We start from the raw sequence: 21,022 nt of genomic DNA on the forward strand, positions 1-21,022 counted from the left end.
ATTAAACTATGAAAATCATGAGAAAACAATTTATTTTAAAGTTGTTTGGGTCAGGGAAAACAGCAAGTGTGCAACTGTTTCTCTCTATGCAAATTGTGTTTGTTCTCTATCTCTTTTGCAACAGTAATGCGATGGCAGCAGTTCATTCTGGAGTTGATCGAGATACTTTTCAACAAGAAAAGATAACCTACACAGGATCAGTAAAAGATGATTCAGGTGAACCCATCATCGGGGCTACTGTGAAAATTAAGGATAAGTCGGAAGGTACCGTTACCGACATAAATGGGAGTTTCACCATATTAGCAAATACCGGGGATGTGCTTGCTGTTTCTTTCATAGGTTATAGTACAGTCGAGGTTGTTACGGGCGTAAACAGGTATTTTGAAATTACACTAGTTGAAGACTCTAAACTGTTGGAGGAGGTTGTTGTGATTGGATATGGTACACAACAAAGGGCCAACTTAACCGGTGCGATCAGTTCTGTAATTACAAGCGACATAGTAGAACAACCGATTGTTGATATTAACCAAGCCATGTTAGGACAAGCTGCAGGGGTAAATGTCATGAATACATCCGGCACACCGGGTGGTGGTCTGGATATCCAGATTAGAGGTATCAGTACAATTGGCTCTAGTAATACGCCTCTATATGTGGTTGATGGGAATATCATACAAGTGGATATGAATGCAGATTCCAATCCGTTGGGCTTTTTAAGTCCTTCGGATATTGCATCAATTGATATATTAAAAGACGCATCTGCTGCAGCAATCTATGGTTCCCGGGGATCTAACGGGGTAGTCTTGATCACGACAAGAAGTGGGCAGAAGGGAAAAGCAAAGGTTAACTATAATGCAAAAGGGGGATTTCAAGAGGTATTTAATCAGATAGAGGTGTTATCTGCTCAAGATTTTGCACTTTTGGCAATAGAAGCGAGAAATAACACCTGGGTAGATCGTGGTTCAGGAGACAGAAGTCTCTTTGATGGGGACGATTTAAGGCCTGAATCAACTAAGACAGCCTATTTCCGGAATTTTTTAAATAGTGGGCAGAAAGGAACTAATTGGTTGGATGAGGTTTTTAGACAAGCGTTATTTCAAGAACATCAAATTTCCATATCCGGTGGCAGTGATAATGTAAGGTATCTTGTTTCCGGGGGGTTCCTGGACAATCAAGGAACTCTCAGAAATACCGGATTCCAACGTTATTCGGCAAGGGCAAACATTGATGCTGATATCAATAGGAAGTTAAAAGTTAACCTTAGACTGGCTCCCTCTTATACGAATCAGGATTTTTTACCTGTAACTGGTAGGTTTCATGAAGCTAATGCAGGAATTGTACAATCTGCACTCTTAATGAATCCAATCCTTGGGGTATACGATCCTGAAAGTGAAACTGGCTATTCTACCGGGATTAATTTAATGCAAGGGCTCCAGAATATGGAAAATCCCGTTGCAAAAATCAATGTTATTAAAGACTGGCGACGGAATTTAAGCCTTGTATCCAGTGCGTCTGTTGTATATGATATTAATAAGCTTTTTACTTTTACCTTCACCGGAGGAGCAACCATTCGTACTGCAAGTCGAAACTGGCTGAGTCCCAGTTCAATTGGAGCTTATGGGATCAGAGCTCCACGTGACAACGCCATACTAGCTTCACAAGACATCAATTATAACTTGCAGTCATCCGTGCAATTATCATATAATCAGAAATTTGGGAAGCATACACTTTCGGGAGTGGCTGTACATGAAAAACAGATGCAGCATGTAAATAGTGTGTCAGCCAGAGCTTCTGCAACCTGGACCGATGAGTTGATAGTAGTAGACAGTAGCTTGGAAAATGTACTGCGTGAGGGGTATTCCAATATAACCGAATGGGCTTTAAGTTCCTATTTAACGCGCATGCATTACAACTATGATCGGAGGTATTTGGTTACGGCAAGCATAAGAGCAGATGGTACTTCAAAATTTGCCGATCGTTGGGGATTTTTTCCTTCTGTTGCCTTGGCATGGAGAGCCTCCAATGAATCTTTTTTGAGTAATGTCCGTTGGCTGTCTGACCTGAAATTAAGGGGCAGTTTCGGTGTAACAGGAAATAATTCTATTGGCAACTACCAATATATGTCGTTAATGGGTGGTTCCAGCGCCGTCTTGGGAAGTGGTGGCGAGAGTATTGTTTCTGGTATTAGGCTAAATTCGTATGGTAATCCAGATTTAACGTGGGAGCAAACAAAGCAAACAAATATTGGGGTAGATCTGGGAATATTTAAGCACCGTATCAATTTTATTGTAGATTATTATAATAAGCAAACAGAGGATCTGTTACTCAACCTGCAGGTGCCATCCAATATGGGATTTTCAAATGTTATGTCAAATATTGGGAAAGTACAGAACAGGGGCTGGGAATTTACGGTTGATACCCGTAATCTGGTTGGAAAATTCAAGTGGAACAGTAGTTTCAACATAACTTTTAATAAACAAAAAGTTTTAGCTTTAGGTCCCGAAGGGGATCCTTTGTGGGGAAATTCCATTTATCTGGAGAACACTCACATCACACGCGTTGGAGATCCGATGGGATTGTTTTATGGGTTAAAAGTAATTGGTATTTACCAGAATCAGGAACAGGTTGATGCTTTGCCCAGTATCTCTACGGGGGTAGCAAGATCAAGGCCTGGCGAATATATATTTGAGAATGTTAACGATACTGATAACGAGATCACTTTGGATGACAGAACTGTAATTGGCAATCCACATCCCGATTTTGTTTTTGGTCTTCGAAATAGCTTTTCATATAAGAATATCTCATTAAGTGTATTGTTAAGGGGAAGCTATGGCGGAGATATCATTAATCTCAATTTCGGCAATATCCCTTATAGCTTACAGTATAACGGACATGTCAGTTTAAAAAACAGATGGCAATCCGAAGAAGAGCCTGGAGATGGAAGGATCCCGCGGTTATCCTCTGAAACCAGAGCTGTGTTAGGGAGCACAACTTTTAATTCTTCTTTTGTAGAAGATGGATCATTTTTGAATGTGCAAAATGTAACGTTAAGTTATGATCTTCCGAAAAAGATTGCAAATACGATTAAGGTTGAAAGTATATCGACTCAGCTGTCAGTAAATAACTTGTTGATGTTTACCAAGTACAATGGCTGGAACCCTGAAGGAGGAATGTATACTGATACTACGCTTTCACCGGGGTTGGATTGGGGGCGATATCCTTTATCGAGAGTATATACGCTGGGACTTAACCTGACTTTTTGAAAATTGAAAAAAGTACACAGACATGAAAAAAAATAGAATAATTCAAGGGATTGGTGTGGTTATTATTTGTATAATGTTTACCACATCATGTGATGATGCTTTTTTAGACAGAAAACCATACGGCGATATTGCAAGCGATAACTTTTATTCATCCGAAAAAGAAATTGATATTGCAGCTGTTGGTTTGTATGGTACATTACAAAATTTTTACAGTCCTCATTATCCAAGTATAGCAGAACTGCCGGGAGATAACGCCTCTGATGGTAGCGGTGCATCAACGGCAACAGGGCAGCTCGATAAATTTTCTATCATACCCAATAATGCTGTACTGTCAAATGCCTGGACAAATGCTTACAGAAGTATATTGCAGAGTAATAAAATAATGGAAGCATTACCCGATGTTCAATTTGGGGACGACGACAAGAAAAAACAGATTGAGGGTGAAGCGCGTTTTGCAAGAGCTCTTAATTATTTTAATTTAACACGTATGTTTGGTAAAGTACCACTAGATACTATGGTGCTTTCACAGGCTCAGGCCCGACAATCTGTGAGAAATGAGGTGACTGATGTTTATAAGGTGATTATCAATGATTTGAAAATGGCGTCCAGTCAATTGCCTGAAGCATATACGGGAAATGCTATTGGTCGGGCTACAAAATGGGCTGCGTTATCTCTTTTAGGTAAGGTATATCTAACGAATTACCAATTTTCAGAAGCGCTCGAACCATTACAAATAGTGATAGATTCAGGGCAATTCATCCTTCTTCCAGATTTTGCAGAGATATTTGAACCCAACAATGCGAATCATGCCGAATCAATATTTGAAATTCAATATGAAGGTGGAACATTGGGTGAAGGGAGCAGATGGAGTTTTACATCTCATCCGCGTATACTGTCAGAGGCAATGAAGATCTCGGCAGGCAACTCGCTTATCCCGACTTCCGATATTGTGGATGCTTTTGGAGAAAATGATGAGGAACAGGTTCCAAGTTCCAGATATTCAGCAACTATCGGGACCATGTCCTATAAGGGAGCTTCTGGTAATACTTTAAACGCAAAGCATATAAAGAAACATTATATGGATCATACAATGCAAAATCAATCGGATGATAACTGGCCCTTGTTAAGGTATGCAGATGTTCTCTTGATGTATGCAGAGGCGTTGAATGAAACCTCAGGTACCCCTCCCCAGGAAGCGATAGAACTTGTGAATCAAATTAGACGAAGGGCCTTTGGATTACCACAAAATGCTATCAGTGCGAGAGATCTATGGCCTTCGATGACAGCCGATACGGAGTCTTTCAGAAACGCAATCTATTTGGAACGTAGGCTTGAGCTTGCATTCGAAGGGCATAGATGGTTCGATCTGATTAGAACAGGTACTTATCAAACAGTGATGAATAGTCATTTCGGAAGTAGTTCTCCCTATAAAGTTGAATCCTATCACAGACTGTTTCCCGTACCACAGCAGGAAATAGATATCAACCCATTGCTGAAGCCAAATAATGAAGGATATTGACCAATATCTCAGGAACTAGTTGTTAACATAATAAATGCAAGAAAATGAAAAAAATATATTCATATTTATCATTGTTACTCACTACGGTAATAGTATTGATAAGTTCGTGTAAAGATGAAACCGAATTAACCTTAATCCCCCAGTATTTTATCTCTATTTCCGAACTTAGAGAGATGTATCAGGGTGAAAGTTTAGCTCTTATGAATAAAGATGATGGAGATCTCTTTATCGGTGGTGTCGTTATATCTAACCCTGATCATATGAACAACCCAGAGGGTAAGATGATTATTCAAAATTATGATAAGGGACAATTGAGAGGAATCGCAGTAGCTTTGGATAAGCATCTGGAGCGTTATAAAGAAGGTGATTCCGTTGTTGTAAAACTGGGAGGCGGCATACTTGAACGAGTTAATGGAATGTTGCAAGTTTCAGGTCTCACAGTATTAGACGTAGGCAGAATATCATCTAACAATGAGCAAAAAGTACATATTGTCACAGATATGTTCGATTCATTCTTATCCGATGATGATACATATGAATGCACGCTGGTTCAATTGGAATCGGTGGATGTGCTGAATGTGGAACGGGGCCAGACATTTGGAGTCAAGGATTTAGAATTGAGTGATGGAAGCAACACAATTTTAGTCAAAACATTGAATACAGCAAGTTTTGCCGGCTTAGAGGTCCCTATATCAGGTAGCTTTACCGGGGTCATGCTATATGCAGACGCCCGGCAACCCTATCTTTCAATACGTAGTTCTGCAGATTATCATGGAGAGTTTATGGCTCCTGAAAATTATGTGGGCTTTCCGGAAGGTTTTGAAACAATTTTTGGCTCTCGCAAAGTGAATGCCAATACGGATGGATATGACGATTATCCTTCGGGCCGTTGGTTCCTTCATAGAGCAATGTCTAATAGTTCTGCAAATATTGTCCATAAAAATGGAGACTGGGGTGTCATGCTGAATAAGGATGTGGCAAGTATCTCAATGGATTTTGATCTTATGTTTGGAGCAACAAAATTGTCGTTTTATTATGCTGCAGCGACAAAAACCCCAGGGGATTCAAGTCCGATTACAGTTTATGCAGAATATTCCCAAGATGCAGGAGAAACATGGATAACACTTGAACCAGAACTGATAGTGGATGATCAAAATGTCCAATATTACAAAGAATATGAACTGAGTATCGAAGGATCTGTTCGTTTTAGAATCAGAAAAAATGATTCACCGGCAAGACTTGTTGTTGATGATATTTTTATCAAACCCAATACGGAATAAGTTATTGGTTAAGGGTGTTTTCAACTGCTACTAGTAGGAACACAAGGAAAGTGTGTTGAGAGCTTTGCTGTCTGACATTTCACGAGAGTAGAATACCCTCTCCATACAGCAATCACGATGATGATCTAAATAATCTTTTGTAATATGAGAACTAAATCATTTTTGATAGCAGGATTAGTCCCCCTTATTGGGGGGACTACTTCCTATGCACAGCAAAAGGAACGGCCGAATGTTATTTTTATTCTGACCGATGATATGGGTATTGGGGATTTAAGTTGCTATGGAGCGTCTTTACCGATAACAACTCCCCATTTAGACCAAATGGCATCGGAAGGAATACGTTTTACCCAATACTATTGTGCCTCCCCAATCAGCTCTCCCTCCCGGGCAGGATTACTAACAGGGCAACATCCTGCACGCTGGAACATTACCAGTTACTTGCAATCCAAAGAGGGTAATAGAAATGCAGAGATGGCTGATTATCTGGACCCAAAGGCACCATCATTGCCTCGCATGTTGAAAGAGTCCGGATATAAGACAGCTCATTTCGGTAAATGGCATTTAGGGGGAGGCCGGGATGTGAAGAACGCTCCTTCCATTATTGAATACGGTTACGATGAATATGCAAGTACTTATGAAAGTCCAGATCCCGATCCCCTGTTGACGGCATCTGATTGGATCTGGTCTGAAAATGATTCCGTGAAGAGGTGGGAGAGGAGCGGTTATTTTGTCGATAAAACGATCGATTTTTTAAAGAGAAATAAAGGAACCCCTTGTTTCATCAATCTTTGGCCGGATGATGTCCACACACCCTGGATCGGAAATGAAGAACAAATGACGATCTTCCCCGATGGGAGCAGTTCGATGTCTAATTTTTTGACCGTTTTGAAGGAATATGACAGGCAAATGGGATTGTTGATGCAGAAACTGAAAGAGGAAGGCTTTGACAAGAATACTATTGTGATATTTACCAGTGACAATGGTCCCGGTCCCAGTTTGAATCATATCCGGACAAATGGACTGAGAGGGTGCAAGGCATCTCTCTTTGAAGGAGGAATCAGGATGCCTTTTATTGTTTGGAGTGGTGGAAATCTGATACCCAATGGTAGGGTTGACAGTACTACTGTAATAAGTGCTATGGATATGTTGCTGAGTTTGTCCAAAATCGGAAACGCTCCTGTCCCATTCTCAGTCGTAAGTGATGGTGAAGATATGAGTAAAGCGTTGTTGGGTACTGCACAGAAAAGAAATAAGGAGATATATTGGGAATACAGAAGGAGGGAGCATAAAGCCTTCCCATCTCCTGAAGGGTATGATAAAAGCCCCAATATTTGTATCAGGCAAGGGGACTGGAAATTGCTGGTTAGTGAGAGCGGGACATGGGTGATTTTATATGACTTGAAACAAGATCCGTATGAAACGCATAATGTGTCAAAAAAACATCCTGAAGTTGTCGAAGTTCTTAAGAAAAAAGCATTGGATTGGAGAGGCAGCCTCCCCAAACTGTGACGTTGTAAACGAGATTATGTAAGTGTGCCATTTTATTTAAGGAATGAAAACGATTTATCATTTTCCATTAGTAGTCTCCGGAATTACATTCGCCATACCGGTTGTATCTCAACAGCAAGAGAGTAAGCAACCGAATATAGTGATTTTTATGGCTGATGATCTGGGCGTATGGGATATCGGCCCTTACGGCAATCGATCCGTCAAGACCCCCAATTTAGATGTATTTTGTTCGGAATCAATACTATTTCATCAGGCCTTCTCTGTGGCACCTACCAGTGGACCCGCCAGGAGTGCTTTGTATACGGGGAAATATCCTCATAAGAACGGGGCTCATGTCAACCGTATGCCGGTGCGTGACAACGTGAAATCCCTTGTACATTATTTCAATGGAGAAGGCTATCAGGTCGCGATAGCAGGCAAGTTGCATGTAGGGCCCCGCGAGGTATTCCCATTCGACTATATATTGGGGAGTAACCGGCGGGAACCGGGTACTGAGGGTTTAAAAGGCATGTTTACAGACCTCTATTTGAGACCTGTAGACAAGTGGCTGCGCGAGCGGGATGATGACAGGCCTCTGATTCTGATCGTTGCGGATCACTGTACGCATATGACCTGGCCGTTGAACCCCGAATATACCAGAAACGGGGTCGAGGTTCCCCCGTTTTTAGTTGACACACCTGCCACGAGAAAGCTTTTGGCCCGGTATTATACCGATATCACCAAGATGGATGCCAATGTGGGAGAATTAATGAAAATATTGAAAAAAAACCGGATGGATGATAATACCATCATGATGTTCACGGCCGATCAGGGGCCACAGCTACCTTTTGGAAAATGGACATTGTATGACTATGGGGTACAAGTGCCTTTTATCGTGCGTTGGCCGAATCATATCACTCCTGGGAGCCATACCGATGCCCTGGTGTCGCATGTGGATATTATTCCAACGCTACTGGAAATAGTGGGCGCTGAAATGCCGGATGATCTGGATGGCCGGAGTTTCTATCAGGTGTTGAAATCTCCTGATGGGCCTCATAGGGAGACGGTGTTTGCGGCGAATAATGGAGATAAGTTTCACGACCAGTCACCTACCCGGATGTTGCGTACAAGTAGATATAAATATATCGTGAACCTGAGGCCAGATGCTCCTTCCAGAAAACAGCCCCGTGCAGAATGGATCGAACAGGCAATGACTGACCTGCATGCAAAGATGATCGTGGATCGTTTGAATGAACGGCCTGCAGAAGAGCTTTATGATATCGAAAATGACCGGTATGAGATGACAAATTTGGCTTATTCAGAACAACACCGGAGAATATTGGAGAAATTCCGGAAGGAGATGGAGATAATTCGAAGCGAACAGGGAGATATTGGTGATCGTTGGGAGGATGATCTGAAAAAGTTGCCAACAGACAATAAACCTAATCCATTAGTACCCTACGAGTTTTAATTTAATCAAAATGATGATAGAGAGGATGAAAAAAAGAATTATGGTAATACGCCTTATTTGCTTAGTAGGAATAGGACTGTCGGGTACTTTGACCATTAGCAATGCTCAACAGAAAGAGAACACACTAAAGGCCTTGGAAAGGCATGAGGATGCTGTATATATATTGCAGGAAAATATTCAAAACCCTTTTATACAACTCGCTCCTGATGGTTTTTATTATTTGACGGGAACTATTCCCGCGAATTTATTCTCCGATAAGGATCCGTCCGTGAAATTCTGGCGAAGCAAAGACCTTGTTGAATGGGAGACTGTGGGAGAGGTAACGTATCCAAAACAATCTCTATTTGTGAAAGAGTTGAAGGATGCAGCAACCAAAAGAAATGCAAAGCCTGAGATTTTGTCCCCAAAAGCATTTTATATTGCTAATCGATGGGTAGTTGTCCATACTTCTAATGTTTTGAAAATGTCTAACATGATGGTGTCAAATTCGCAAGATATAAAGGGTGATTATACCGAACCTTTTGGGTTGGATGTGGGCTTTCAGACCGATCCGGCTGTTTTTGTTGATGATGACGGTGCACCGTGGTTACTTTCATTCTGTACCCAGGTGAGGAGAATTAAAAAGGATTTTTCCGGTTTTGATGGTAACCATCGGCTGATAGGTCCTAAAAATAGACAACTTGGCTTCGAAGGTACCAGCATGTTGAAAATTGGCATGAAGTATGTTTTGTTCGGGACCTCTTGGAGTACCGATATATATGGAAAAGGAACATATAATCTCTATTATACGACAGCCGATAGTATTTTAGGGCCATATGGCCCTCGAAAATTTGCGGCGCGTTTTGTAGGGAATGGAACTCCCTTTCAGGATAAGAACGGTCGTTGGTGGGTAACCGCTTTTCACAAGACGGATCAGAGCGTGGTGACAATAGAAGAACTGAAAGGAATAGATGCTTCTGATGCTGCCTATACCATTAATAAACCCGGCTTGACATTGGTGCCTTTGGATATTGAAATAATGAATGACGAGGTATATGTAACTGCGAAGGATAGTAGGTATCGCTATCCCGGGAAAGAGGAAGTACAACAATTTTAAATTCCCACGAAAAGGGCATGAGAACAGTACTCCCATAAGGGTGTGATTACAATGTCTTATGTCTTGATTCTTGATTCTTGGTTCTTGTGTCTAAATTTATAAATATCTTAGTATGCATCTTGGAAGTAAGACAGGTGAAATGGGTAGACTGTTTCTTTTATCAGTCATTGTGTTATATTTTGTGGCTTGTAAAAATTCAAAAACGATCAATCAGGGTAGCGTATCTCCCAATATATTGTGGATTGTTATTGATGATGTAGGCACAGAATTTCCTCTTTGGGGACATAAAATAAACACCCCGAATATTGATCAATTGATCAATGAGGGAACTGTTTTTAGACAGGCGTTTGTTACTTCTCCCGTCAGTTCTCCGGCCCGCTCAGCAATGATTACGGGAATGTACCAGACTGCGATTGGTGCTAATAACCACGTGAGTGGTAGGGGAAAGCATAGAATACATCTTCCTGATAGTGTAAAAATGATTCCCCAACTTTTTAAAGCACAGGGATATTACGTGACCAATGCAGATTATCCTTCAAGAAATAACAGGGGATTAGGTAAAGCCGATTACAATTTCGATTGGGATGAAAATTTGTATGATGGAAATGACTGGAGAGAAAGGCAGCCCGGACAACCTTTCTTTGCCCAAATACAACTTTTAGGAGGGAAAAACCGGGATAAACCGGATTTGCTTGAAGAAACCAGGAAAGCTGTGGGAAGAACGACAGACTTCGATCAATTACTGCTCCCCCCTTATTACCCTAAAGATTCTGTAATACTCCAAGATTGGGCTGATTATATGGATTGTATAAGATATACAGATCAGCAAGTTGGCGAAATTCTGGAGATGCTTGAAGAGGAAGGAGTGTTAGAAAATACGTTGATTATTTTAATGGGGGATAATGGCATAAGCCATGCGAGAGGAAAGCAATTCTTATACGATGAAGGCGTGAAAGTGATATTTGCAGTAAAAGGTCTGAATGTGGAAAAAGGAGTGGTTAGAGAAGATCTGATAGAGCATATTGATATGGGAGCCATATCGTTGGCTGCTGCCGGTATCGAAATACCTGAATGGATGCAGGGTAAAGATGTTTTTTCACGGAATTATAAGCCTCGGGAATACGTGTATGGAGCGAGAGACAGATGTGGAGAAACGATTGACCGTATCCGGTCGGTCCGTTCAGAGAAATATAAATATATCCGGAACTTTTACCCGGAGCGCCCTCTTTTGCAGCCCAGTAATTATAAGGACAGTAAAGAGATTATCAACCGATTGCGTTATTTGTACCAACAGGATCAATTGACAGCATTACAAAAGGAATTGTTGTTTGCGGCACAAAGGCCGGCAGAAGAATTGTATGATATAGTCAATGATCCTTATGAAACGGTAAATCTTGTCTACGATAGTGATTACCGGGAAATACTGGATGAATTGAGAGGTCAACAGGAAAAATGGTCGAGAGAGACCAATGATCCTGCACCGGAATCATTCGAGGTTTATTCATTGGAAATGGAAAACCAATGGGAAAGAACTGTTGGTGAAAAGGCAAGGGGCCAAGTAGCCAGGAATATAGGGATTTATAAGAAGTGGATGGTTGAACGTAAGATATAATTACGCATAGCATGGACGCTCTTGTTAAGTTTTTTTTGGGTGTTGTCTGTATATTACAGGGTACATTCCTGCTAAAGGCGCAAAAACCACCTAATATTGTTATTATTCTGGTGGATGATATGGGTTTCAGCGATATCGGTTGCTACGGAGGAGAAATTCCTACACCCAATATAGACCGGCTGGCAGCAGACGGAGTACGTTTAACCAATTTTTATAATGCTGGAAGATCTTGCCCCACAAGAGCCAGTCTGTTGACAGGACTTTATCCTCATCAGGCAGGTATGGGCTTTATGGCAGGCGATAGATACAAGGATATTCCGGCATACCAGGGTTATTTGAATAACGCTTCTGTAACCATAGGTGAAGCCATGCAGGATAGTGGTTATTTTACCATTATGACAGGCAAATGGCATGTGGGACAAAAGGGAGATGGAGGGATTACTCCTTGGAGAAGAGGATTTGACCGGTCGTTTAATACCATTGCGGGCAATTTTTATTACAGAGATGCGAGAGCGCAGTTGTATTTAAATGGTAGAAGGGTGCGTAATGCCGAATTACCGGAAAACTGGTACACTACAGATCTATGGACTTCTTATGGTCTGGAATTCATTGATGAAGCAAAGAAAGAAGGTAAACCCTTCCTGTTGTATTTAGCCCATAATGCTCCTCATTACCCTTTACAGGCTCCGGAAGAAGAGATAGCAAAATTTCGTGGCAAGTTCATGAAAGGCTGGGAAGTGTTGCGTGAGGAGCGTTATGACCGTCAGGTGAAAATGGGGATTATAGATAAGTCACATGCATTGCCTGCCATTAATCCGTTGATCCCGAAATGGGAAACGCTCAGTGAGGAAGAAAAAATAAGGCAGGACGATTTAATGGCTGTCTATGCAGCGGTGATAAGCTGCATGGACAAAAGCGTGGGCGATTTGATAGAAGGCCTTAAAGAACGGGGAGAATATGAGAATACCATTATCATGTTCCTGTCGGATAATGGCGGCAATTCAGAAGGAGGGACATGGGGCCGTTATATAGGTGAAAAACCGGGAGCGATCAATTCACACCTCTCGGTCAGCCAGGGTTGGGCGGAATTGAACAACACGCCATTTTGGCTATACAAACGCCACACAAGCGAAGGGGGGATATTAACTCCTTTTATAATGACATGGCCAGAAGGTATGGATAGCAATCTGAAAGGGAAAATATTACCATCAGTAGGGCATTTGATTGATATTATGCCGACCTGCATAGAGATAGCAAAAGGGGAATACCCAACTATCTATAAGGGAAATAAGATTTCACCTATGGAGGGTATCAGTTTGTATTCTTTATTATCAGGAAAACCTGTTGAGCGGACAAAGCCGTTGTATTGGGAGCATGAAGGCAATAGGGCCGTGCGCCATGATAAATGGAAGATAGTCTCGAACGTGAGAGAGCCCTGGCAACTTTATAATCTTGAAACAGACCGAACCGAGACCAAAGATCTCGCGAAAGATTACCCCGAAATTTTGTCAAGGATGGTATCGGACTATGAAGATTGGGCTGATAAGGTAGGGGTAAGACCCTACAACTATCCGCCTAAAAAGTGGCAGATAATGCAAGGACAGCAGCCATAAAAAGATGATAAAATGAGATACTTGCCAGTAATTGTAGCACTTATTTGCATTTTTGTAAGTGTTCTCGTGCCGACAACAAGAAATGGAGCAAACCGTGAATCGCTGTTTACTTATCAGAATCCTATTACGATAGGAATGAATGAAAAGGGAATAAGAGATTGTCAGATAATTCGGGAAGGCGAATGGTGGTATATGACCGGTACCTCTTATCCGTTTTGGATAAGTGAAGAGAAAGGAGGAGAGCTGAATAAAGGGGTGGTGTTATATAAATCGACAAACTTAATCAAATGGGAATTTGTAAAGTATATTGTAGAAAAGCCGGATTCTAAAAAATGGTATTATCGACGTTTTTGGGCGCCCGAAATTCATAAGATACAAGGTAAATACTACGTGACCTTTAATTGCAGAAATGAGGAAATGGGGTATGACTGGCAACATATAGGTTTTGCCGTAAGCGACCATATTGAAGGCCCATATACCGTAGTCACGGATAAAGAGCCTTTATCCAGGGGAAATGATCTGACACTTTTTGAAGATGATGACAAAAAGGTATACGCATTCTGGCACAATGTACTTGAAGATGGGACATTTTGGTTGGGTAGCGCTGAAATTGATCTTGAAAACGGGAAACTTTTGTCGGATACGATATCGGCTGTTCATACGGGGCCTGTAGACTATGAAAGGGATGCGAATGGAAAAATTGAAACCATATTTCGGGAAGGCCGTAACGAAAGAAAAATTAAAACTTATTATGAATGGGATTCCCAGGGAATAGAAGGAGCTTATGTCATCAAGAGAAACGGGATATATTATCTGTTTTATTCTAGTTGGACCCGTGGATATGAGGTTGGGTACGCTACGGCTACAAACATAAAAGGCCCCTGGAAAAAAGCAGACAATAATCCGATTTATGGGGGGACCAAACCGGAACTCTGCGAAATAAGAGGGTTCGATTGTGATACAGATCTATCAAACCCGTTTAACGCGGTAGGACATAATGCCGTATTTGAAGGACCTGATGGCCGTTTATGGCTTTCTTGCCATGGTGTAAGCAAATATCATACAGCCCCTTTTTTGGTGATGGATCCGTTGAATTTTGATGAGGAGGGTAATATAGAAAAGGTAGCACCTTCCTATGTTCCTCAAATAGTAAAGATAAATACTAAATCATGATTTTGAATTTCTAAAAATGAAGCATCTGTTTATTACAATAACAATCTTTATCTGCTTGAGTGTCGCTGCATTTGGCCAAAGAGAATCCAAAGAAGTACAAATGCGTTTAAAATCCATCGCCAGTGCAGTAGATGTAACCGAAGCTGAGAAAAAGGAGTTGATCCTATCCATTAAAAAATTGATAGATGGCGCGAAGGAGATTCGTGCCGCGAAAACGGAACATATGGAGTTGGAGTTAAGAGAAAATTCTCTAAGATATTTGACAGAGGTATTGATCATTCTGGACGATGAGCGTTATGAAAAGTGGCAAGAGGAGGTGAAGAGGAAGAACAGTGAAAGAAAAACCAATTGATAGGAGTAAATATTTGATTAAGTGTACTTTATGAGAGAATGATGTTTTTCTTATTTTAAATATATAAGCATGAGAAGTTTATTTTTTACTGTAGTTTTTACCCTTTTTACAGCAATTGCATTTGGACAGGAAGTATCAAGGCAAGTACAATGGAGGCTAGACCCTATTCTTAATTCAGTGAAGGTGACTGAAGCTGAGAAGAGAGAATTAATAACGGCAATTGAAAAGTTTCAGGAAAAAGAATTAGAGATAAGATCATCAGATAATCCCGATAATAAAGAAGAAAAAAATAAAAACGCGAGATGTTATCTGGCAGAAGTGGAAGATATATTGGGGGAAAAGCGTTTCAATAAATGGAGAAATGATCTTAGGAAAGGCAATAATTTCTCGAATAATACGGAAGCGGCTAAGAATAGAGGCAACAAGGCATATCCCATTCATGTGGATGATATGCCTGCCCGGGATCCATATGTATATGTGGATGAAAAATCGAAGCACTATTATATGCACCTCAATGATAAGCTCAAAATAGGACTTTACAAAAGTCCCGATTTAGAGAACTGGGTCCGTGTCGGGACAACATTTGAAGCTCCTACTGATTTTTGGGGAACAAGGGATTTTTGGGCGCCTGATACCTATTATTACAATGGAAAGTACTATGTTTTTGCCTCCTTCAGTAACCCGGAAACCAAAATGAAAGGAACTTCCGCTTTGGTGTCAGAAAAATTGGAAGGTCCTTATAAACCTTTGGTGAATCAGCCGATAACACCTGCGGACTGGCGTTGTCTGGATGGATATTTGTATGTGGATGATGACTCCCGGCCATGGTTGCTTTTTTGCAGGGCCTTCCATTCTGTTCCGGATGGAGCAGGAAGAATCTATGCACAAAAATTATCTTCTGATCTGAAAACGACGATAGGAGATCCTATCCTGTTGTTTAAGGCATCCGAAGCACCTTGGGCCGGGACTATAACCTTTAATGGGGTCAGAGGATATGTAACTGATTCACCCTTTATCTACCGGGCAAACAATGGAGAATTGTTGATGCTATGGTCTAGCTTTGCCAAATCCCCCTCCAGATATGTAATTGGAGTTGCAAGGTCTTCAAATGGGAGATTGGACGGAGAATGGATACAGGATGAAAAACCTCTGAATTCGGAAATTACCGGTGGTGGACATGCCATGATATTTACCGATTTAGAGGGGAAGTTGAGAATTGCGTATCATGCGCCCAATAAAAATGCACGACCTAAGTTTTATTGGTTGAAGGATATAAACGGGAAATTGAAGATAAAAATGAAAAAATAATCAACCCAAATTAGAAAAATACATTGGTATTACCGTTTTTGATGCGTTTCTAGTTACTCGTCGCGATATGTTCCAATGCCATTTTTTTTGCCGTTGCCCGGTCGATCTTGCCGCTGCTGGTCAACGGAATCGCCTCCACCTGAAGAATATGCTGCGGTTGGTGCAAACGGGAAAGTTGGAGGGAGCATAACTCCATGATGTGTGTCGGGTCTGAAGCGGGTGTGATCAGAAGCACCATTGCTTCGCCCAGCTTCGGATCGGGAACAAAAGTGACCGCGAAGTTACCGGTTATATGAGGGTGCAGTACCCACTCTACCTCCTCGATCTGCACCTTGATACCCCCCGTGTTGATCACGTTGTCTTTCCTTCCCAGTATACGGAAAGTACCATCGGTATGGATTTCGGCGATGTCGTTGGTAACCAGTGTCTCATTGGCGACATGGGGTGCGTGGATAATCAGTGTCTGCTCATCGGAGAGCTCCAGGCTGACGCCTCGAAGAGGGGTATAACCCTTCTCCGCCCCGGTTCCGTTGATCTTTCTCAGGGCAATATGGGAGACGGTCTCTGTCATCCCGTAGGTGGAGTAGATATCGTTTGGAAAATCTCTCAGAGCCTCTTCCAGTTGCGGGTCGACTGCTCCCCCGCCAATGATCACCCGTTTTATTTGAGAAAATCGCTTTTTATCTTCGGGTGACTGAAGTGTGTTGTAGACCTGCAATGGCACCATTGCCGCGAAATCAAACGCAGTTGTTGTCCCCGCCAGCGGATGGCCGGAAGGTGTCACCGGATAGAGATCAAGTCCGCCGCAGATGGCTCGAACCACCATCATCTTTCCCGCTATATAATCGAGTGGCAGGCATAACAATGCCTTGTCATTTTCTTTCAGCTGAAAGAAATCGCATGTCATCCGGGCGCTTTGTACCATCTGCTCCTTGCGTACGATAATCCGTTTGGGCGAGCCGGTAGAGCCCGATGTCTGCAGGCTGATGGTTTTTTCCGGAGAGAACCACTCACGCAGGAAAAGGAGAAGCTGTTGATGGAGAGGTGACTGTGCGAAGAAATAGACATGCTGCGCTGCAAGAATCTCCTCCGCACTGAATACTTTCCCGGCAATACGTATCTTATTCTTCTTCATCGTAAAATTCTTTCAAACCCGGAAAAACCCCCGTCGGCTCAAACCAAAGCCGGTCGCCCCTGATCTCCAGGGGAAGCGGTATGTTGTTCGTATAGAGGGAGCCGGTTCCAAGTCCCTGCGGAAGCGGGCTGTTGAGTGTGGCATACCATTGTGCGATGCAGTTCAGGCCGATGTTCGACTCCAGTGCCGAGGTGACCCACCAGCCGATTCCAAGCTCGTTGGCCAGCTCGATCCATTCATTGCATCCGCTGAGCCCCCCGTGGAGGGTGGGCTTGAGGATGATATATTGCGGCCGGATGGATTCCAGCATTTTTCTCTTTTCAGCGGGAGGGTGGATGCCGATCAGCTCTTCATCCAGGGCAACGGGAATGGGGGAAGAGCCGCATAACAACGCCATCTCCTTCCACTGTCCGGCCCGGATGGGCTGCTCGATGGAGTGTATATCCAGTTCGGCCAGCCGGTGCAGTCTCTCCATTGCTTCCCCACTGCTGAAAGCCCCGTTGGCATCCACGCGCAGTTCCACCTCCCTGGCAGAATAGTGGCTACGGATAAAACGCAACAGTGCCAGCTCCTTTTCAAAATCAATCGCCCCGATCTTCAGTTTGATACAGCCAAAACCTTTTTCAAGTTTCGCCTCAATCTGTTGCATCATCTCCCGGAACTCACCCATCCAGATCAAACCATTGATGGTGATCCCTGTTTCACCCCTACTGAAAGGGGTATCCCAAAGTTGCCATAAACGCTGCCTGTAATGACGCATGGCCGTCTCCAACCCGAAAAGGATGGAGGAATGCTCACGGAGCAATTCAGTGTTGATCTGCTGTTCCTGCTCCGTGATCCGGCAGAAGCCCGCCAGTCTATCGGCATACCCCGCATCAAAGTCGCAGCTGAGGTCATGCAGCGGCGCACACTCCCCAATGCCGAAATGGGTAGGATACTCATCGTCGCGGAATACTACGTACCATATCTGGTGGTCTGTGTAGATACCCCGGGAGGTGCCTGCCGGCTTTTTGAACCGGAGCTTGTAGGGTATGATCTCTATTTTAAACATGAATTCTTATTCAGGTTTTTTTTGAATTGCCATTGTGCAGCCAGATCATCAGCTGTTTATGTTTCCCAATTCGTGATCGTTCGCATAAACCTGGAGTTGAACGCCCGGTATTACAGAAAATCAACTTATAGACTTAGGGCAGTTTGGGAAACTTCTTGAAATCCGGTTTTCGTTTTTCCAGGAAGGCCTGCTTTCCTTCCTGTGCCTCCTCGGTCAGGTAGTAGAGCATGGTGGCATCACCTGCCAGCTCCTGAATGCCGGCCTGCCCGTCGAGCTCGGCATTGAGCCCCGCCTTGATCATGCGCAGGGCAAGGGGACTGTGCTGCATCATCGTCTCAGCCCACTCCACCACCTCATCCTCGAGGCGGTCAAAGGGTACCACCTTGTTCACCAACCCCATCTCCAGTGCCTCCTGTGCGTTGTACTGGCGGCAGAGGAACCATATCTCCCGTGCCTTCTTTTGTCCCACGATGCGGGCCAGGTAGGAGGAGCCGAAGCCGGCATCGAAGCTGCCCACGCGGGGGCCGGTCTGTCCAAAGATGGCATTGTCGGAGGCAATGGTCAGGTCGCACACTACGTGCAGCACATGTCCACCGCCAATGGCATAGCCGTTCACCATGGCAATCACCGGCTTGGGGATGGACCGGATCTGCTTCTGCACATCCAGCACGTTGAGACGTGGCACGCCATCCTTGCCGATATACCCACCCTTTCCCTTCACATTCTGGTCGCCCCCCGAGCAGAAGGCCTTGTCTCCGGCACCGGTGAGCACCACCACGCTCACTTCCTCCATCTCGCGACAAATGCGCAGTGCATCGCTCATCTCCGTGGTTGTGGTGGGCGTGAAGGCATTGCGGTAACGGGGACGGTTGATGGTGATGCGGGCGATGCCGTTGTGGTAGTCGAAGAGAATATCTTCATATTCCTTTATGGTGGTCCATTTTCTTTTACTCATAATCTTTTTGTTTCTTGTTGACGATAATAGGATTTTATTTCCAGGCTGTTCCTCTCCATGGTCGTGAAGACCTCCAGCATAACAGCGTTGTTACTTTCAGGGTTCAGCAAAAAGGGTAGCTGCTTCTGCAGCTCCTCCTCGTTGTGCGCAGAGAGATAGGTTACTCCCTGCTGTTCTGCCCATCCTTTTGCGGAGGTGGTGCGGGTCACCGTAATGTAGCCGGTAAGCGCTTCCGATTGATTGAGTCCCGGCAGTGTATCAAAGATGCCTCCCCCTCCATTGTTGTTGAGCAGGATGCGCAGGTTTGGCGATAGATGCCTGTTCCAGAGGCCATTCATGTCGTAGAAGAAGCTCAGGTCGCCGGTGAGCAGGAGAGTGAGCCGTTGTGCTGCAGCGGCATAGCCCACCGCTGTGGAGATTGACCCCTCAATGCCGTTGGTGCCCCTGTTGCAAAAGCGATAGACCGAATCGGAAATGCTGAACAACTGCGACAGGTAGACACTCTGGCTGTTGGCCAGTTGGAGCGAACTTTTTTCGGGCAGCTTCTCCAGCAGTGCACCCACGGCATACAGGTCGGAATAATCCGGGTGAGGAATGGTGGCCCCCTTGCAGGCGTTTTTCCAATGTTCCGCAAATGGCGCAGTTTGGCGATCTGTTTTGACTGAGTCGTTGGGGAGCAGGGACGACAGATCATCGGAAGGGAGCTTCGCCAGGGATCGCAGGAATGTTGCCGGATCACATTTTACAATTTCGGTCACCTGCTGAAATGTGTCGACAACCTCTCCCGAGGGAGAGACCTGCCACTGCTCACAGGTAGGAGTGCTGCGGATAAATTGTTTCAATCGCTTTGAAACGACGTGTCCGCCCAGGGTGATCACCAGATCGGGGGTCAGCTTCTGCAGTTCTTTTTCAGAAGCTGTACGGAGTACCACATCGAAACGGGAATAATCTCCCGTCGGGATGTTGGCAAGGTGGTCGGCCAGTACCACCGTCTTGGGGTCGGCTGCAAGTCTCTTTAACAAATCAGCCAGTCCGTTTTCCGGTGGTAGCTGTCCCACGACGATCATTCGTCGGGAAAATGAATGGAAACGTTTGCGGTATCCGGCCTCATCCGGCAGCATGGTGAGTGGTTTGGCACGGCGAATTACCCGTACGGCAGGGAGCGAGGCAGTGTCAAATCCAAATAACGGCTCAGATAGCGGGATGTTGATGTGCGTGGGACCTTTTTCCTGGTTGTCGAGGGCGAGAATGGCTTCATTGATTAGTCGGTTACAATGCCACTCCTCCTCGGGATTGCTAATCTCCGGCAGCTGTACCGCATGGCGAACCAGCTTTCCGAAGAGACCGGTTTGCGGGATGGTCTGCCCGTCTCGCTGTCCCGTCCAGGCGAGGGGCCGATCGGCGGTAATTGCCAGCAACGGCAGTTGCTGATAAAAGGCCTCGGCTACTGCGGGACCCAGGTTGAGTGTGGCCGTACCGGAAGTGCAGCATACCGCGACGGGGCGGTCGAGGGCCTGAATGACCCCCAGGGCAAAGAAGCCTGCACTCCGCTCGTCGACCACACTGTAGCAGGTGAAGTCGCTGTCGCCGGCAAAGGAGTGGATCAGCGGAGCATTGCGTGATCCGGGAGAGAGTACAATGTGTGTGATGCCATGTGCCTTAAGCAACGCCACCAGTTGTAAAACGTTTTTCTTGTCTGAATACATTCT

The 21,022-nt window shown here is 44.1% G+C and carries 15 protein-coding genes; 11 read left to right on the forward strand and 4 right to left on the reverse strand.

What is annotated here, in order from left to right; all coding sequences use genetic code 11:
- Positions 1–8 precede the first annotated feature (8 nt).
- The 11 genes from AC1HCU_RS00705 to AC1HCU_RS00755 all read left to right on the forward strand — a co-directional run bounded on the left by AC1HCU_RS00705 (position 9) and on the right by AC1HCU_RS00755 (position 16,172).
- Positions 9–3,260 carry a SusC/RagA family TonB-linked outer membrane protein gene (locus tag AC1HCU_RS00705; protein WP_480367838.1) on the forward strand — a complete coding sequence of 1,084 codons (3,252 nt, stop codon included), beginning with the start codon at positions 9–11 and terminating at the stop codon, positions 3,258–3,260.
- A 22-nt stretch (positions 3,261–3,282) separates the two neighbouring features.
- Complete coding sequence (locus AC1HCU_RS00710) at positions 3,283–4,779, forward strand: RagB/SusD family nutrient uptake outer membrane protein (protein WP_480367841.1); 1,497 nt, start codon at positions 3,283–3,285, stop codon at positions 4,777–4,779.
- A 44-nt stretch (positions 4,780–4,823) separates the two neighbouring features.
- A complete protein-coding gene (locus AC1HCU_RS00715; RefSeq protein ID WP_480367844.1) occupies positions 4,824–6,059 on the forward strand; it encodes a DUF5689 domain-containing protein in 1,236 nt (411 codons plus the stop codon).
- A gap of 144 nt (positions 6,060–6,203) precedes the next feature.
- A complete protein-coding gene (locus tag AC1HCU_RS00720; protein WP_480367847.1) occupies positions 6,204–7,568 on the forward strand; it encodes a sulfatase family protein in 1,365 nt (454 codons plus the stop codon).
- 43 nt (positions 7,569–7,611) lie between these two features.
- Positions 7,612–9,018 (forward strand): sulfatase family protein, encoded by a 1,407-nt coding sequence (locus AC1HCU_RS00725; protein WP_480367849.1) that lies wholly within the window; start codon positions 7,612–7,614, stop codon positions 9,016–9,018.
- Between the two features lie 25 nt (positions 9,019–9,043).
- Positions 9,044–10,114 carry a family 43 glycosylhydrolase gene (locus AC1HCU_RS00730; protein WP_480367851.1) on the forward strand — a complete coding sequence of 357 codons (1,071 nt, stop codon included), beginning with the start codon at positions 9,044–9,046 and terminating at the stop codon, positions 10,112–10,114.
- A gap of 112 nt (positions 10,115–10,226) precedes the next feature.
- Entirely contained in the window at positions 10,227–11,726 is a 1,500-nt protein-coding gene (locus AC1HCU_RS00735) for a sulfatase family protein (protein ID WP_480367854.1), read from the forward strand.
- A gap of 11 nt (positions 11,727–11,737) precedes the next feature.
- Positions 11,738–13,339: an arylsulfatase gene (locus AC1HCU_RS00740; RefSeq protein WP_480367857.1), complete on the forward strand. Its 1,602-nt coding sequence runs from the start codon at positions 11,738–11,740 to the stop codon at positions 13,337–13,339.
- Between the two features lie 12 nt (positions 13,340–13,351).
- Positions 13,352–14,512, forward strand: coding sequence for a glycoside hydrolase family 43 protein (locus AC1HCU_RS00745; protein WP_480367859.1), 1,161 nt, complete (start codon positions 13,352–13,354; stop codon positions 14,510–14,512).
- A 100-nt stretch (positions 14,513–14,612) separates the two neighbouring features.
- Positions 14,613–14,864, forward strand: a complete 252-nt coding sequence (locus AC1HCU_RS00750) for a hypothetical protein (protein ID WP_480367862.1) — start codon at positions 14,613–14,615, stop codon at positions 14,862–14,864.
- Positions 14,865–14,933: 69 nt separating this feature from the next.
- The gene (locus tag AC1HCU_RS00755) at positions 14,934–16,172 is read left to right on the forward strand and encodes a glycoside hydrolase family 43 protein (protein WP_480367866.1); all 1,239 of its coding nucleotides are present in this window, start codon (positions 14,934–14,936) and stop codon (positions 16,170–16,172) included.
- A gap of 49 nt (positions 16,173–16,221) precedes the next feature.
- Here AC1HCU_RS00755 and AC1HCU_RS00760 read toward each other — a convergent pair whose 3' ends face one another.
- The 4 genes from AC1HCU_RS00760 to menD all read right to left on the reverse strand — a co-directional run bounded on the left by AC1HCU_RS00760 (position 16,222) and on the right by menD (position 21,019).
- Positions 16,222–17,307, reverse strand: coding sequence for an AMP-binding protein (locus tag AC1HCU_RS00760; protein WP_480367869.1), 1,086 nt, complete (start codon positions 17,305–17,307; stop codon positions 16,222–16,224).
- Positions 17,294–18,358 carry an o-succinylbenzoate synthase gene (locus AC1HCU_RS00765; RefSeq protein ID WP_480367872.1) on the reverse strand — a complete coding sequence of 355 codons (1,065 nt, stop codon included), beginning with the start codon at positions 18,356–18,358 and terminating at the stop codon, positions 17,294–17,296. Before AC1HCU_RS00765 ends, AC1HCU_RS00760 begins: the two co-directional genes overlap by 14 nt.
- Positions 18,359–18,491: 133 nt before the next feature.
- Positions 18,492–19,313: a 1,4-dihydroxy-2-naphthoyl-CoA synthase gene (gene menB / locus AC1HCU_RS00770; protein WP_480367875.1), complete on the reverse strand. Its 822-nt coding sequence runs from the start codon at positions 19,311–19,313 to the stop codon at positions 18,492–18,494.
- A complete protein-coding gene (gene menD / locus AC1HCU_RS00775) occupies positions 19,310–21,019 on the reverse strand; it encodes a 2-succinyl-5-enolpyruvyl-6-hydroxy-3-cyclohexene-1-carboxylic-acid synthase (RefSeq protein WP_480367878.1) in 1,710 nt (569 codons plus the stop codon). Before menD ends, menB begins: the two co-directional genes overlap by 4 nt.
- Between the last annotated feature and the right edge of the window lie 3 nt (positions 21,020–21,022).

The sequence above is a fragment of the Proteiniphilum sp. LBM24028 genome, from assembly GCF_056629195.1.

Coding starts and splice junctions, on each gene's coding strand:
- AC1HCU_RS00745 (WP_480367859.1), top strand. CDS start 13,352: ATGAGATACTTGCCAGTAATTGTAGCACTTATTTGCATTTTTGTAAGT.
- AC1HCU_RS00750 (WP_480367862.1), top strand. CDS start 14,613: ATGCGTTTAAAATCCATCGCCAGTGCAGTAGATGTAACCGAAGCTGAG.
- AC1HCU_RS00740 (WP_480367857.1), top strand. CDS start 11,738: ATGGACGCTCTTGTTAAGTTTTTTTTGGGTGTTGTCTGTATATTACAG.
- AC1HCU_RS00735 (WP_480367854.1), top strand. CDS start 10,227: ATGCATCTTGGAAGTAAGACAGGTGAAATGGGTAGACTGTTTCTTTTA.
- AC1HCU_RS00760 (WP_480367869.1), bottom strand. CDS start 17,307: ATGAAGAAGAATAAGATACGTATTGCCGGGAAAGTATTCAGTGCGGAG.
- AC1HCU_RS00710 (WP_480367841.1), top strand. CDS start 3,283: ATGAAAAAAAATAGAATAATTCAAGGGATTGGTGTGGTTATTATTTGT.
- AC1HCU_RS00720 (WP_480367847.1), top strand. CDS start 6,204: ATGAGAACTAAATCATTTTTGATAGCAGGATTAGTCCCCCTTATTGGG.
- AC1HCU_RS00725 (WP_480367849.1), top strand. CDS start 7,612: ATGAAAACGATTTATCATTTTCCATTAGTAGTCTCCGGAATTACATTC.
- AC1HCU_RS00730 (WP_480367851.1), top strand. CDS start 9,044: ATGAAAAAAAGAATTATGGTAATACGCCTTATTTGCTTAGTAGGAATA.
- AC1HCU_RS00705 (WP_480367838.1), top strand. CDS start 9: ATGAAAATCATGAGAAAACAATTTATTTTAAAGTTGTTTGGGTCAGGG.
- AC1HCU_RS00715 (WP_480367844.1), top strand. CDS start 4,824: ATGAAAAAAATATATTCATATTTATCATTGTTACTCACTACGGTAATA.
- AC1HCU_RS00765 (WP_480367872.1), bottom strand. CDS start 18,358: ATGTTTAAAATAGAGATCATACCCTACAAGCTCCGGTTCAAAAAGCCG.
- menB (WP_480367875.1), bottom strand. CDS start 19,313: ATGAGTAAAAGAAAATGGACCACCATAAAGGAATATGAAGATATTCTC.
- AC1HCU_RS00755 (WP_480367866.1), top strand. CDS start 14,934: ATGAGAAGTTTATTTTTTACTGTAGTTTTTACCCTTTTTACAGCAATT.
- menD (WP_480367878.1), bottom strand. CDS start 21,019: ATGTATTCAGACAAGAAAAACGTTTTACAACTGGTGGCGTTGCTTAAG.